This window comes from Streptomyces jeddahensis, assembly GCF_001642995.1.
Classification (GTDB): Bacteria; Actinomycetota; Actinomycetes; order Streptomycetales; family Streptomycetaceae; genus Streptomyces; species Streptomyces jeddahensis.
Genome location: NZ_LOHS01000036.1, coordinates 39,911 through 53,492 on the forward strand (window position 1 = coordinate 39,911; position 13,582 = coordinate 53,492).

A 13,582-nucleotide genomic window follows, 5' to 3' on the forward strand; every position below is an offset into this window, starting at 1 on the left:
AGCCGGAGGTTACCGCCGGTATAGCGACGATTGAAGATGAACATGCGTCATGTTTTCGGAATCGCCACAGGGTTGGGCCGCCAAGGGCGGCGCGAATTGCGTGTCGTCGTCCGGCAGGGACCGACGAGAGACCGACGAGAGCCCACATTGACAGTCCCTTGACGGCCCGTCCGGGACCCTCGAAGGCAACTGATGGGTGTCATCCAAATTCGGATGGAGCCGAATTGCGTGTCGATACGTCTATTCGGCGAGGTCCGTACGACGACGCCGAATCAGCCGGAGTACATGTGACGGAGGTGCAGAGCGATGGCCGGATTCCGGAGTCTCGCGAGACAGGTGCGTGACCCCCGCAACGACCTGGCACTGCGGCGGTACTCACTGCGCAAGTGCCTCGAGCGGTTCGCCCCTTACGGCCACCGGGCCACCTGGGACCATCTCTGCTCCCGGGCGGGCTTCGGGCAGGAGGACCGCTCACCAGATCCGGCGCGGCTGGTGGCCGCGCTCGACGAACTCGAGGAGGCACGGGCGGTCTGGCTGGCCTACGAGGCCCAGTTCGCCGAGCGGCGCCGGAGGGAGAAGCACGACGGACTGCGCAGGCCGGGCAGCGTGGACGACTGGCACCGGCTCACCTGGGGCGGCTTCGGCGTCGCATGGTGCGACGACCCCCGGGTCCATCCCGCCGGGCCGCTGGCCGAGACACTGCGGCGGCTGATAGCAGCCCTGGAGCGCGAGCCGGGAGACGCCTGCCCGGTGTGCTCGGGTTCGCGCCTCGTCTGGAAGAACGACCTGGCCCATGAGCCGTCGTCGGGTCCGGTCTGCACGGGCTGCGGGATAGTGGTGCCGCGGCCCGTTCTGACGTCCGCGGCCCTGGCGGAGGCGAGACGAGCGCGGCTGCTGGTCTCAGCCTGAGCACGACGGGGGTGCGACGTCCTGGCCGCACCCCCGTGCGCGAAGTGGCGGACCGTTTCTGCGCTACGGAGTGATCACATCCGTGTGGATGGCGAGCTTGAACTCGGCCAGGATCAGCGGCGTGGCCAGCTTCTTGTCCCCCGCGCCGCGCGCCGAGACCTTCAGCCCCAGCGGCGTGCCCCTGTGCACGAACATCTGCCACATGTACGTGCGGTACTGGCCGCCCCGGGTGGTGGCACCGTCGGTCGTGGCGGTCGAGTCGTACCCCGTCGAGGAGCCGAGCGGATCGCGCACGAACCGCGCACGGTACTCGCTGGGTTGGGCGGCCGCCTCCCAGAAGACCAGCGCGGACAGCACGCCCCAGCCGTCGTGGCTGGGCCATATCAGCCCGGAGCGGGGGTCCGGGAACGCGGACTTCTTGTCGCCGCCGTGGCCCGGGTCGTGCATCTTCCACGGGTCGTACGACTCGTCGCCCGCCGTATAGGGGAAGCGCACCAGGTGGTAGCCGTCGCTGTCGTACGAGATCTTCTGCGGGCCGCTGCGTTCTGCTTCCCACTTGAGTGAGCAGATGGCGAGGCTCATGGGTGACTCCTCCTCGATGCCCGGTCCTCGGTGTCGGTGGAGGCCGGGTTGTCAGTGGCGGCTGGCACCATCGGTGACATGGACTTCCTGCTCCAGGTGTGTCTCAACGGCCCGCGCGGTGCGGGCGATGGTGCGGCCGTGCCGGTTTCTCCGGGGGCGATGGCCGAGTCCGCGGCGGAGGCCGTCGCGGCCGGAGCCCAGGATGTACATGTACATCCCAAGTCCCCCTGTGGACAGGACACTCTGTCGCCGCGTGCGGTTGCGGCGACGCTCGAAGCGATACGCTCCGCGGTCAGTGTCCCGGTCGGCGTGACGACGGGCGCGTGGGCCGAGCCGGACCCGCGGGCACGGGCCGCGCGCATACGCGAGTGGACGCTGCTGCCCGACCACGCCTCTGTCAACTGGCATGAGCCGGGAGCCGAGGAGGTCGCGGCGGCCCTGCTCGACCGGGGTGTGGGCGTGGAGGCCGGGCTGTGGTCGGGGACGGACGGCCCGGCGCGGTTCACCGCGTCGCGCCTGGCGCCGCGGGTCCTGCGCGTCCTGGCCGAGGTCGCGGATCCGGATCCGGAGACCGCCGAGGACACCGCCCGGGACCTGCTCGACGCGATCGGCACCGCCCATGGCCGTCCGGTGCTGCTGCACGGTGAAGAGGGCGGCGCCTGGCCGGTGTTGCGGATGGCCCTGCGGTTGGGGCTGGCGACCCGGATCGGCCTGGAGGACACGCTGGTCCTGCCGGACGGGCGACGGGCCGGGTCCAACGGGGAGTTGGTGGCGGCGGCGCTGAGTGTGGGGGCGGGGCCGTAGCGGCAGCCCGGGGGTTCGGTCGGCGATCCTCGTTCGGGGGGCGGGGACCGTAGCAGACGTAAATCGCTGGCTGCGCGGATGTGCCGCCGGGACAGTAGGGGCTGCGCAATGCGGTGAGGGTCCGACCGGGGCAACCGGGGCAACGATGGGACGAGAGCCAAGGGTTCGCCATGTGCTCCGCCCTGCCGCACAGGGGACGGCAGGGCGGGTTCGCGGGGCCGGGGGCGGCGCGCGGAGGGGGCGCGCCGTCCACGGGCGCCACTGTTCGCTGCCCGCGGACGCGCTTGCCGGGGGCCGGGCTTGTACCTCTGCCGCCCGGCTTGTTCCCCGGCCGGACTTGGACCTCTGCCGGTCCGGCTTAGGCCTCTGCTGGCGGGCTCATGCCCGGGCGGCGCGCTGGCCGCTCAGGTGCCCTTGGTGGTCAACAGCAGGTGCTTTTGGTGTCATCGCGCTCTGTCTCACCAGGGCGCTGCGTCCTGCCCGGCTTTCCGGTGCGGCCGCGTTCGGGAAGCAGGCTTGAACCGGTCAGCCGCTCGCCGAAGACGTCGTCCGGGTTGGAGAGGACACACGTCTCCAGGGACAGGCAGCCGCAGCCGATGCAGTCGGTCAGGTGGTCCCTCAGGCGGCTGAGCTGCTTGATGCGTTCGTCGAGTTCGGAGCGCCAGGCCTCGGACAGGCGGGCCCAGTCCTCGCGGTTGGGGGTGCGCCCCTCGGGGAGTTCGGCGAGGGCCTCGCGGATCGTCGCGAGCGGGATGCCGACTCGCTGGGCGGCGCGGACGAACGCGACGCGGCGCAGCGCGTCGCGCTGGTAGCGGCGCTGGTTGCCCGCCGTGCGGCGGCTGCTGATCAGCCCTTTGGACTCGTAGAAATGCAGCGCCGAGACGGCGGCGCCGCTGCGGGCCGACAGCTGGCCGACGGTGAGCTCGTGGATCTTCTCCGGAATCTGCGGCACCCTCCGCACCCTACCGGCCCCTGTCCCGCTCCTCGTCGGCGGAGGAGACCCCTCGTTGACAGCGGCGCTCCGCCAGACCATGCTGAGCAAGCGCTTAGAAAACGATGCCCGGGAGGGGTCAGGGACCATGGCAGAGCCGAGGATCTTCACGTCCGCCGACGAGCTGAAGGCAGCGGTCGGCGAGCAGCTGGGCCACAGCGACTGGCTGGAGATCGACCAGAAGCGGATCGACCTGTTCGCGGACGCCACGGGCGACCACCAGTGGATCCACGTGGACCCCGAGAAGGCGGCCGCCGGGCCCTTCGGCAGGACCATCGCCCACGGCTACCTCACCCTGTCGCTGCTGCCTGCGCTGGTCCCGCAGGTGATCCAGGTCGAGGGGATGAAGATGGGCATCAACTACGGCACGAACAAGGTGCGTTTCCCCGCTCCCGTGCCGGTCGGCTCGCGGCTGCGCGCCACGGCCGTCCTCACGGAGGTCACCGAGGCGGGCGGCGGCGTGCAGGTGACGACGGCCGTCACCGTCGAGCGCGAGGGCGGCGACAAGCCGGTATGCGTGGCCGAGTCGGTGTCGCGCTACTACTTCTGACCGCGGTACGGACACCCGGAAGCACCGCGGTTACGGACACCCGAAAGCACAGACACCCGGAAGCCGGGAGCGTCGGCCATCGCCCCGGCGGCGCCCGCCGGGGCGACGGGCTCGCCCCTTCGGCGCCCTGCGGCTTACCGCTTGGCGCCCACCATCCGCAGCACGAGGTCGGCGTAGAGGGCGCCGACCTCGTCGGGTGTCTGGCGCCCCGCCACGTTGAACCAGCGTGCGACATCGATGCAGAGGGACAGCACCGCGACGGTGGTGCCCCGCACATCGGGCACGTCGAACTCCCCCGCCTGCACACCGTCGTTGATGATCCCGCGCACCACCTCGTCGGTCCTGCGGCGCAGTGCGACGATCTCCGCGCGCGCCTCGGGGCCGAGCGCGTCCAGCTCGTACTGCACCACACGCGCGGTGGTGTGCTGCGAGGCGTGCCAGCGGACGAAGGACCGTACGGCGTCGGAGAGCCGCTCCGCTGCGGTGCCCTCGTGGGCGGACGCCGTCTGCAGGATCTCGAGGGCCTTCTCGTGGCCGATCCTGCTGATGCGGTGGAGCAGCTCTTCCTTGGTCTTGTAGTGGATGTAGAGCGCGGCCGGGCTCATGCCGGCGCGACCCGCGATGTCGCGCGTGGTCGTCGCGTGGTAACCGCGCTCGGCGAAGGCCTCGACGGCGGCGACGAGCAGCCGCCGGGCCGCATCCGGGGTGACCTCACCCCACGGCTCGTTCTCGACCTCGTCCGTCTGCGCCGCCGCACCCATCACTCGCCCCTTCCACCTGTCGCCTGCCACCATCCTCGGCGAACACGGCCCTGCGGGCCGCGCCAGAAGTGGCATGACGCACCACGATACCGGAATGCTGAGCGGGCGCTTAGAGCTTCTCGAAGGGATCGTGCTCGGCGAGGAGTTTCTCGAGCCGGGCCTGGTCGACCCGGCTGACCAGCTGTCCGGCCTCCTGCCGGTCCCTGATCACCTTGGCTAGAGTGAACGCCGAGGTGACCAGATAGAGGACGGCGATGCCCAGGAAGCCGCGGACCCAGGCGTCGGCCTGCAGATTGAAGATCCCGACGGCCGTCGCCGCCAGGGCGACGGCGAAGGAGGCGACAGCCTGACCGTAGAACGCCGCGGTGCTCTGCTGTTTGACGGGTGTCTCAGTCATGCGGTCCAGCGTCGCGGCCCATGTCGGAGGGCCGCATCCGCGCGGATACTCAGCTTCGTACTCATGCCCCCGGCCGTGCGCGCAGGCCCTCGGCCGCGCGCGCAGCGCGGAAGCGAGTGGCTCAGAAGGCCGATACGCCCGTCAGCGCGCGGCCGATCACCAGCTTCTGTATCTGGCTGGTGCCTTCGTAGAGCGTCATGACGCGTGCGTCGCGCAGCAGCTTGCCGACCGGGTACTCGTCGATGTAGCCGTAGCCGCCGAAGACCTGAAGGGCGTTGTTCGCGGCGCGTACCGCGGCCTCCGAGGCGAACAGCTTCGCCTTGGACGACTCGGTGGCGAAGGGCTGCCCGCGGTCGATCAGATCGGCGACCCGCCAGGTCAGCAGCCGCGCGGCGTCGACGTCCACGGCGATGTCGCTGATCAGCTCCTGGACCAGCTGATGGTGCGCGATGGTCCTGCCGAACTGCTCGCGCTCGGTCGCGTACCGCACCGCCGCGTCCAGCGCGGCCTGCGCGATGCCCACGCAGCCGGCGGCGACCGACATACGCCCCTTGGCGAGAGCGGACATGGCGACGGCAAAGCCCTTGCCCTCGGGGGCGAGCATCGCCGACGCCGGGACGCGTACGTCCTCGAAGACCAGCTCGGCGGTGGCCTGGCCGCGCAGGCCGAGCTTGCCGTGGACGGTGCGGCGCGTCAGGCCCGGCGAGGCCGTGGGCACCAGGAAGGCGGAGACGCCCTTGTGGCCGGGGCTGTCGTTGGTGCGGGCGAAGAGGAGGACGACATCGGCCCAGGTGCCGTTCGTGATGAACATCTTCGTGCCGTTGATGACGTACGCGTCGCCGTCGCGGACCGCCCTGGTCGCGAGGCTGCCCGCGTCGGACCCGGTGCCGGGCTCGGTGAGGCCGAAGCAGCCGACGTACTCGCCGGAGGTCAGCCCCGGCAGCCACTGCCGCTTCTGCTCCTCGCTGCCCCAGTGCGCGATGGTCTTGGCGACCAGGCCCAGCGAGACGGAGACGATGCCGCGCACGGATGAATCGCCACGGCCGAGCTCCTCCGTCACGAGGCAGTACGCGAGGTGGTCGCCGCCCGAGCCGCCGTACTCCTCGTCGATGGTCAGGCCGAGGAAGCCCACCTCGCCGAGCTTCTTCACGATGCTCCGGTCCACGCTCTCGGCGCGGTCCCACTCGACGACGTGCGGGACGATCTCGCGCTCCACGAAGTCCCTGGCGAGCTGCCGTACGGCGGCCTGCTCCTCGCTGAGCTCCAGGTTCATCAGCGAACGCTCCCCACTTGCGCATCGACTCCGGAGTCGACGGATCCACGGATCCACGGGTAAACGGGTCCACGGACCACTTTAACTATCACTGCTAGTTTCCGTCGGGCAGCCCTACTATGTGCCGCATGGCCCGACCGCGCAAGCCCCTGCTGAGCACCGACCGCATCGTCGAGACGGCGCGTGCGCTGGTGGACGCCGAGGGCCTCGCGGCCGTGTCGACACGGCGCCTCGCCGCCGAGCTCGGGGTGAGCGGACCGTCGCTCTACAACCACTTCCGTACGAAGGACGAGATCCTCGAGGCGGTCGCCGACTCGGTCAGCGCGCAGGTCGATCTGTCGATGTTCGAGGACGGCCGGGACTGGCGGACGGCGCTGCACGACTGGGCCGTGTCGTATCGCGCGGCCATCACCGACCACCCGAACATCGTGCCGGTCCTCGCCCGGGGCCCCGGCCGCCGTCCGGCGGGGCTGCGCCTCGCGGACGCTGTGTTCGGCGCCATGGTCGCGGCGGGCTGGCCACCCGCCCAGGCGACGTCGATCGGCGCCCTGATGCGGTACTTCGTCATGGGGTCCGCGCTGGGTTCCTTCGCCGGGGGCTTCGTCGACGACGAGTCGGCGTACGACCCGTCCGACTATCCACACCTCGGCCAGGCGCATCTGCTCGCCGAGCGCCAGCAGAAGATCGACGAGCGCGCCTTCGAGACGGGGCTGCGGGCGCTGCTGGACGGGCTGGCGATGCAGTACGAGCAGCTGGCGTCGGCGACGCAGACGTCGTGAGCCGCCGTGCCGTTGCCGTGGCGTCGTGAGCCGCCGTGCCGTGACCGTGGGCGTCGCCGGCCGCTGCCCCTGACCTGACGCCCGAACGCCCCGCGAACCCTTCGGTCCGCACCGAACCTTCCCTGCCGCATCCTGAATCCATGAGAGCCACCAGGCCGTCCAGGGATTCCGCCGCGCCTCAGCTCGCCGCGCTCGCCGGACTGTTCGCCGACGAGACGCGCGCCGCCTGTCTGCTGGCGCTGCTCGACGGGCGGGCGTGGACCGCCGGTGAACTGGCGCGCTGCGCGGGCGTGGCGGCGTCGACCGCGAGTGAGCACCTGGGAAAGCTGGTCGCCGGCGGGCTGCTGACCGAGGAGCGGCAGGGCCGGCACCGCTATGTGCGGCTGGCCGACGACCGGGTGGCACAGCTCGTCGAGGACCTGGCGGCGCATGCCGCGCCGCGCGTCGAGCGGCCGCGGACGCTGCGGGCGTCGAGCGCCGGCTCCGCGATGGCGCGCGGGCGCACCTGCTATGACCACCTCGCGGGACGCCTCGGCATCGCGATCACGGACGCACTGACCCGGCGCGCTCTGCTGCGCCAGGACACCGGGTTCGCCCTGACCGACGCGGGACTGCGCTGGTTCGACGAGTCGGGTATCCGGCTCGAACGCGCGGGCCGCCGCCCGCTGGCCCGCGGCTGCCTGGACTGGACGGAACGCAGACCGCACCTCGCCGGTGCCGCGGGCGCGGCCCTGTGCCGCCACGTGCTGGACGCCGGCTGGTGCGTACGGATCGGCTCCGAGCGCGCGGTGAAGGTCACGGACACCGGCGCGCGGGCGCTGACCGACCTGCTGGGCATCGACGCGGCGGCGCTGCCGTGATCGGCACCCGGAATATTGCGGTGACCGCCGAACTGTGCGGCCCCTAGCCTCGGGGCATGGCGAACTCCGATCCATCGGCAAGGCCCGCCGGGACGAGATGGCGGCGGCCGGGGCTTCGCGGGGCCCACCGGCTGCTGCTGCGGGTTCACCGGGGCCGCGGCCTCGTGACCGGGAGCGGAGATCCGTCAGTACGGCGTCCGGAAACCGCGAGCCACCGCGCCTCACCTCTCCCTAGCCTCAGGAGCATGATGATCTCTCCCCCGCCCGCCCGGCGCCCCGAAGTCCTCGCCGCAGCCGCGGCGACGGTGACCGTGGTGCTCTGGGCCTCCGCCTTCGTGTCGATCCGCAGCGCCGGGGCCGCGTACTCCCCGGGCGCCCTGGCTCTCGGGCGGCTGCTGGCCGGGGCGCTGACGCTGGGCGTCATCTGTCTCATACGGAGAGAGGGCTGGCCGCCGCGCGGGGCCTGGCCGGGGATCGCCGTGTCGGGGCTGCTGTGGTTCGGGCTCTACATGGTGGTGCTCAACTGGGGCGAGCAGCTGGTCGACGCGGGTACGGCGGCCCTGCTGGTGAACATCGGCCCGATCCTCGTCGCCGTGCTCGGATGGCGGCTGCTGGGCGATCCGCTGCCGCCGCGCCTGCTCGCGGGGATGGCGGTGTCGTTCGCGGGCGCCGTCGCCGTCGGATTCTCCATGTCGGGCGACGGCAGCGCGTCCGTCCTCGGGGTCGCGCTGTGCGTGCTCGCGGCGATCGGGTACGCGAGCGGGGTCGTGGGACAGAAGCCCGCCCTGGCGCACGCCACCGCACTGCAGGTCACGACGTTCGGATGTCTCGTGGGAGCCGTCGCGTGTCTGCCGTTCGCGGGGCAGCTGGTCCACGACGCGGCCCGGGCGCCCGCGTCGGCGACCCTCAACATGCTGTACCTCGGCGTGTTCCCGACGGCTCTGGCCTTCACGACCTGGGCGTACGCCCTGGCCCGTACGACCGCGAGCCGCATGGGCGCGACGACGTACGCCGTGCCCGCGCTGGTCGTCCTGATGTCATGGCTCGCGCTCGACGAGGTGCCGGGGCTGCTGACGCTGGGCGGCGGTGCGCTGTGCCTCGCGGGCGTCGCCGTGTCGCGTTCCCGCCCGCGCGGCGGGAGGACGACGGCTCCGGCTCCGGCCAGGGCGACAGCCGCGCCCGAGCCGGAACCGGAGCCGGAGCCGGAGCCGGAGCCGGAGCCGGAGAACAGGTGATCCCGAGTCAGCGCGATCCGGAACCCAAGCCCGAACTCGCCCGGGTCGCAAGGACCTTGATCGAGACCAGAGCGATCAGCGCCAGGCCGACGATGTAGGCCGAGACGGCCATCGACGTGCCCGTCGCCTCGAGCAGCAGCACCATGATGAAGGGCGCCAGCCCGCCGCCGAGGATCGCGGCGATCTGATAGCCGAGCGAGGCCCCCGTGTAGCGCATCTCCGGGGTGAAGAGCTCGGCGAACAGCGCGGCTTGCGGCCCGTACATGATGCTGAGGAAGCAGCCGGTCACGAATGCGGCGACCGCCAGCCACAGCAGCGAGCCGGTGTCGATGAGGAGGAAGAGCGGCACCGCCCAGAGGGCCAGGCCCACCGCGCCGAGTGCGTAGATCCTGATGCGTCCGATCCGGTCGGAGAGAGCGGCCGACGCGGGGATGAGAACCAGCTGGGTGAGGCTGACGCAGAGGGAGACGGTGAGGACCGCACTGCGCTCCATGCCGAGCTCACGGGTCGTGTAGTCGAGGATGCCGGTGATGAGGATGTAGAAGGTGGCGGTGTTCACGGCGAACGATCCGCCTGCCAGCAGCACCGTGCCGAGATGCCCGCGCAGGATCGTCCGCAGCGGGGAGCTCTTCTCGCCCTTCTCCTTCTCCGCGAGGGCCCGCTCGGCCGCGCGGAACTCAGGTGTCTCCTCGACCCTGGTGTGGATGTACCAGGCAAGGCCCAGGACGAAGAAGCCGATGAGGAACGGCACGCGCCAGCCCCAGGCGGCGAAGGCGCTCTCGCTGGTGGCGGCGCCGGCCACCAGGAAGACGGAGTTGGCGGTCACCACACCGATCGGGACGCCGAGTTGGACGAAGCTGCCGTAGAGCCCGCGCTTGCCCTCGGGGGCGTACTCGGTGGCGAGCAGCATCGCGCCGCCCCACTGCGCCCCGACGGCGATGCCCTGCAGGACGCGCAGCAGGACGAGCAGGACGGGCGCGGCGATGCCGATCGTCTGGTACGTGGGGAGCAGGCCGATTCCCGTGGTGGCGACGCCCATGAGGGTGAGCGCGAGGACCAGCATGGGCTTGCGGCCTCGCTGGTCGCCGAGGTGACCGGCGATGACACCGCCGAGCGGACGGGCCAGGAAGCCGACGGCGAAGGTCGCGAAGGCGGCGAGGACTCCGGCGGACGGGCTGCCTGCGGGGAAGTACAGATCGCCGAGCACGAGGGCGGCGGCGATGCCGAAGACGAAGTAGTCGTACCACTCGACGGCCGAGGCGAGGGCGGCGGCGGTCGCCACCTTGCGGCGGTTGCGGGCGTCCGCCGGGGTGACGGAGCGGGGTTGAGCGGATGCTGCTGAGGGTGCCGTGTCCATGCGTGCACACTCCGGTGGGTGCGGGGACGGAACAGGGGTGTGGGGGGACGGAAACAGGGGGCGGCGCCACGATTTCCGGGAACGTACTGACCGGACGGTATGTACGTCAACGGGTTGTGCAGCAGCAGTTTTGCCTGTGCATTACAGGTTGGTGCTCAGGCGCGATGAGGCGCGGGCAGCACTCGGACCCCGGCCGCTGACGGCGGCCGGGGTGCGGTACGAGCCGGTAAGGCCCCTCGCTAGAAGAGGACCAGCGCCCGGCCGCCCTTGCCCGCGAGCATGTTGTCGAACGCCGCCGGGATGCCGTCGAGAGCGATGTGCTCGGTCACCAGGGCGCCGAGGTCGAGGCGGCCCGAGCGGACGTGCTCCGCGAGCACGGGCAGGTCGTCGGCCGGATTGGAGTTGCCGTAGACGCAGCCGGACAGAGTGCGGCCCCAGTGGAAGATCTCCAGGGCGTTGAAGGAGACCTGCTGGTCCTTGCCGCCGATGCCGACGACCGTGGTGCGGCCGCCGCGCCGGGTGGACTCCCATGCGGTACGGATGGTGACGGCGCGGCCCACGCACTCCACCGCGACGTCCGCGCCCTGCTTGCCCGTGAGCCCGCGGATCTGACGGGCGGTGTTCTCGGATGCGACCACGAAGTCCGTGGCGCCCGCCCGGCGAGCGAGTTCCTCCTTCTCCGGGGAGACATCGACGGCGATGATCTTCGATGCGCCCGCGATACGGGCTGCCTGAAGCGTTGCCAGACCGACCCCGCCGACGCCGAAGACGGCGACGGACTCGCCCTCGCGGACCCGCGCGGAGTGGTGGACGGCGCCGTACCCGGTGAGCACGGCGCAGCCGAGCAGGGCCGCGTCGGTGAGCGGCACTCCGTCCGGCGCGGGCAGCACACAGCCCTCGGCGACGACGGTCTCCTCGGCGAACGCGGCGACGTTCAGGCCCGGGTGGAGGTCGGCGCCGTCCTGGGCCCGCTTCGCGTACACATCGCCCACTCCCCTCAGGGCGTTGGCGCACAGCCACACCTCGCCGAGCGAGCAGGCGTGACAACTGCCACAGGACGGCGCCCAGTTGAGGACGACGCCATCGCCGGGTGCGACGTGCGTGACGCCCTCGCCGACGGCGACGACCGTGCCCGCGCCCTCATGGCCGAGCACGGCGGGTACGGGCACCTGCATGGTGCCGTTGGACAGGGACAGGTCGGAGTGGCAGACGCCGGCGGCGGCGAGGCGTACCCGAACCTGGCCGGGTCCGGGTTCGGGCAGCTCGATCTCGGTGATCTCCAGGGGAGAGCCGACGGCGGGCAGGACGGCAGCGCGGACCATGGTGAGCGGACGCTCCTCAGAGATCAGAACTGGAGGGACTTGGTCTGAAGGTACTCGGCCAGGCCGTGCGTACCGAGCTCGCGCCCGACGCCCGACTGCTTGTACCCGCCGAACGGCGCGAGAGGATTGAAGCGGCCGCCGTTGATGTCGACCTGCCCGGTGTCCATACGCCGTGCGAAGGCCACCGCCTCCGCGTCGTCGCCCGCCCAGACGGCTCCCGCGAGGCCGTACACGGTGCCGTTGGCGATACGCAGCGCGTCGTCCTCGTCCTCGTACTTCAGGATCGACAGGACCGGGCCGAAGATCTCCTCCTGGGCGATGGTCATGTCCGGGGTGACGTCGGCGAACACAGTCGGACGGACGAAGTAGCCCTGCTCGCGGGGTGCTTCGGGGCCGCCCGCGACGAGCCGTGCGCCCTCCGCGACGCCCTTCTCGATGTAGCCGCGCACGCGGTCGTGCTGCTTGGCGTTGACGAGGGGGCCGATACGGTCGCCGTACTTGGCGGCGGCCTCGGCCGCGAGCTGCACCGCCTCGTCGTACCGGTCACGGTGGACGAGCATGCGGGTCCAGGCGCTGCAGGTCTGGCCGGAGTTGGACATGACGTTGGCGACGCCGACGCTCACCGCCTTCGCCAGGTCGGCGCTGGGCAGGATGACGTTGGCCGACTTGCCGCCGAGCTCCAGCGCGACGCGCTTGACGGCCGCCCCTGCCACCGCACCGATCTGCTTCCCGACGGCGGTGGACCCGGTGAAGGACACCAGGTCCACGCCCTCGTGCTCGGCGAGCGCCTGGCCGGCGACCGGCCCGAGGCCGGTGACCAGGTTGAACACACCGGCAGGCACGCCCGCTTCATGCACCGCCTCGGCGAAGAGCTGCGCCGTCAGCGGGGTGTCCTCGGCGGGCTTGAGGACGACGGTGCAGCCCGCCGCGAGGGCGGGGGCCACCTTGGCGACGATCTGGTGGAGCGGGTAGTTCCAGGGCGTGATCGCCCCGACGACCCCGACCGGTTCGAGCAGCACCGTGGAGGTGCCCGCCTTCTCCTCGAAGGCGTACGTCGCTGCGAGCTCGGCGTACGAGCCGGCGACCGTGATCGGCAGGGCCGTGTGCACCTTCTGCGAGAACGGCAGGGGCGAGCCGAGCTCGGCGGTGACGGTTTCGGCGATCTCGTCCTTGCGGGCGACGAGGGCGTCGCGCAGCGCGGCGATACGGGCGGCGCGGTCGGCGGGCGGCGTTGCGGCCCAGGCGGGGAGCGCGGCGCGGGCGGCGCGGACCGCGGCGTCCACGTCCTCGGCGGTTCCGGCCGGGACGTGGGCGATGACCTGCTCGTCGGCCGGGTTCACGACCTCGATCGTGTCGGTGCCGGCGGCGGGCCGCCATGCTCCGTCGATGTAGAGGGCGTCGTGGGCCTTCATCTGCGTACCTCCGTGCCGGCGTCCCGTCCGTCGTCCGGCGCCCAAACTAACGCTGTTAGTTTTCGGGCGCCAGGGGCACAGGCCGTACGCGACGCACCCTACGTCGTGGGGTTGTGCCCACCCGTTCCGCCCTGCGGAACGATTGCCCACAACGGTAGCGGTGCTGCTGCCCACAAACGGTCGCGGCGTGGCGCCCACAAAGGTCGACCCCACCGGCCCGCAGGCGCCATGCGGCCGAAGGGGACGTGGCGGGATGTGCGCCCGCAGCGGCTGGCGCAAAGTCTGGGCTCGCCCAAACGACGTACGGCCTGGCGCCAGACCGAGGACGTACATCCCGGCGCGGCCCCGAC

At 71.6% G+C, this 13,582-nt stretch carries 14 protein-coding genes; 6 read left to right on the forward strand and 8 right to left on the reverse strand.

Annotation, left to right across the window (positions count from 1 at the left end; translation table 11 throughout):
* Window positions 1-306 precede the first annotated feature (306 nt).
* A complete protein-coding gene (locus STSP_RS04555; RefSeq protein WP_067272320.1) occupies window positions 307-909 on the forward strand; it encodes a hypothetical protein in 603 nt (200 codons plus the stop codon).
* Window positions 910-972: 63 nt separating this feature from the next.
* Here STSP_RS04555 and STSP_RS04560 read toward each other — a convergent pair whose 3' ends face one another.
* Entirely contained in the window at window positions 973-1,491 is a 519-nt protein-coding gene (locus STSP_RS04560) for a hypothetical protein (RefSeq protein ID WP_067272323.1), read from the reverse strand.
* 87 nt (window positions 1,492-1,578) lie between these two features.
* Here STSP_RS04560 and STSP_RS04565 point away from each other — a divergent pair, with 87 nt between their 5' ends.
* Entirely contained in the window at window positions 1,579-2,295 is a 717-nt protein-coding gene (locus STSP_RS04565; protein WP_067272378.1) for a 3-keto-5-aminohexanoate cleavage protein, read from the forward strand.
* A gap of 421 nt (window positions 2,296-2,716) precedes the next feature.
* Here the strand turns inward: STSP_RS04565 and soxR are convergent, their stop codons facing one another.
* Window positions 2,717-3,247: a redox-sensitive transcriptional activator SoxR gene (soxR, locus tag STSP_RS04570; RefSeq protein WP_067272326.1), complete on the reverse strand. Its 531-nt coding sequence runs from the start codon at window positions 3,245-3,247 to the stop codon at window positions 2,717-2,719.
* 127 nt (window positions 3,248-3,374) lie between these two features.
* Between soxR and STSP_RS04575 the strand changes: the two genes are divergently transcribed.
* Window positions 3,375-3,836, forward strand: a complete 462-nt coding sequence (locus tag STSP_RS04575; RefSeq protein ID WP_067272336.1) for a MaoC family dehydratase — start codon at window positions 3,375-3,377, stop codon at window positions 3,834-3,836.
* 134 nt (window positions 3,837-3,970) lie between these two features.
* Here STSP_RS04575 and STSP_RS04580 read toward each other — a convergent pair whose 3' ends face one another.
* The 3 genes from STSP_RS04580 to STSP_RS04590 form a co-directional block, all read right to left on the reverse strand.
* Window positions 3,971-4,597 carry a TetR/AcrR family transcriptional regulator gene (locus tag STSP_RS04580; RefSeq protein ID WP_067272337.1) on the reverse strand — a complete coding sequence of 209 codons (627 nt, stop codon included), beginning with the start codon at window positions 4,595-4,597 and terminating at the stop codon, window positions 3,971-3,973.
* 109 nt (window positions 4,598-4,706) lie between these two features.
* Window positions 4,707-4,994, reverse strand: a complete 288-nt coding sequence (locus STSP_RS04585; RefSeq protein WP_067272339.1) for a YiaA/YiaB family inner membrane protein — start codon at window positions 4,992-4,994, stop codon at window positions 4,707-4,709.
* 121 nt (window positions 4,995-5,115) lie between these two features.
* Window positions 5,116-6,267 carry an acyl-CoA dehydrogenase family protein gene (locus STSP_RS04590; protein WP_067272342.1) on the reverse strand — a complete coding sequence of 384 codons (1,152 nt, stop codon included), beginning with the start codon at window positions 6,265-6,267 and terminating at the stop codon, window positions 5,116-5,118.
* 128 nt (window positions 6,268-6,395) lie between these two features.
* Between STSP_RS04590 and STSP_RS04595 the strand changes: the two genes are divergently transcribed.
* The 3 genes from STSP_RS04595 (at window position 6,396) to STSP_RS04605 (ending at window position 9,141) form a co-directional block, all read left to right on the forward strand.
* The gene (locus tag STSP_RS04595; protein WP_067272345.1) at window positions 6,396-7,046 is read left to right on the forward strand and encodes a TetR/AcrR family transcriptional regulator; all 651 of its coding nucleotides are present in this window, start codon (window positions 6,396-6,398) and stop codon (window positions 7,044-7,046) included.
* A gap of 140 nt (window positions 7,047-7,186) precedes the next feature.
* Entirely contained in the window at window positions 7,187-7,906 is a 720-nt protein-coding gene (locus tag STSP_RS04600; RefSeq protein WP_067272348.1) for an ArsR/SmtB family transcription factor, read from the forward strand.
* A gap of 245 nt (window positions 7,907-8,151) precedes the next feature.
* Complete coding sequence (locus STSP_RS04605) at window positions 8,152-9,141, forward strand: DMT family transporter (protein ID WP_067272350.1); 990 nt, start codon at window positions 8,152-8,154, stop codon at window positions 9,139-9,141.
* Between the two features lie 7 nt (window positions 9,142-9,148).
* Here the strand turns inward: STSP_RS04605 and STSP_RS04610 are convergent, their stop codons facing one another.
* The 3 genes from STSP_RS04610 to STSP_RS04620 form a co-directional block, all read right to left on the reverse strand.
* Window positions 9,149-10,498 carry an MFS transporter gene (locus tag STSP_RS04610; RefSeq protein ID WP_067272353.1) on the reverse strand — a complete coding sequence of 450 codons (1,350 nt, stop codon included), beginning with the start codon at window positions 10,496-10,498 and terminating at the stop codon, window positions 9,149-9,151.
* A gap of 239 nt (window positions 10,499-10,737) precedes the next feature.
* Window positions 10,738-11,820, reverse strand: coding sequence for a Zn-dependent alcohol dehydrogenase (locus tag STSP_RS04615; RefSeq protein ID WP_067272356.1), 1,083 nt, complete (start codon window positions 11,818-11,820; stop codon window positions 10,738-10,740).
* A gap of 23 nt (window positions 11,821-11,843) precedes the next feature.
* On the reverse strand, window positions 11,844-13,232 hold the full coding sequence (locus tag STSP_RS04620) for an aldehyde dehydrogenase family protein (protein WP_067272358.1): 1,389 nt from the start codon (window positions 13,230-13,232) through the stop codon (window positions 11,844-11,846).
* Window positions 13,233-13,582 lie beyond the last annotated feature (350 nt).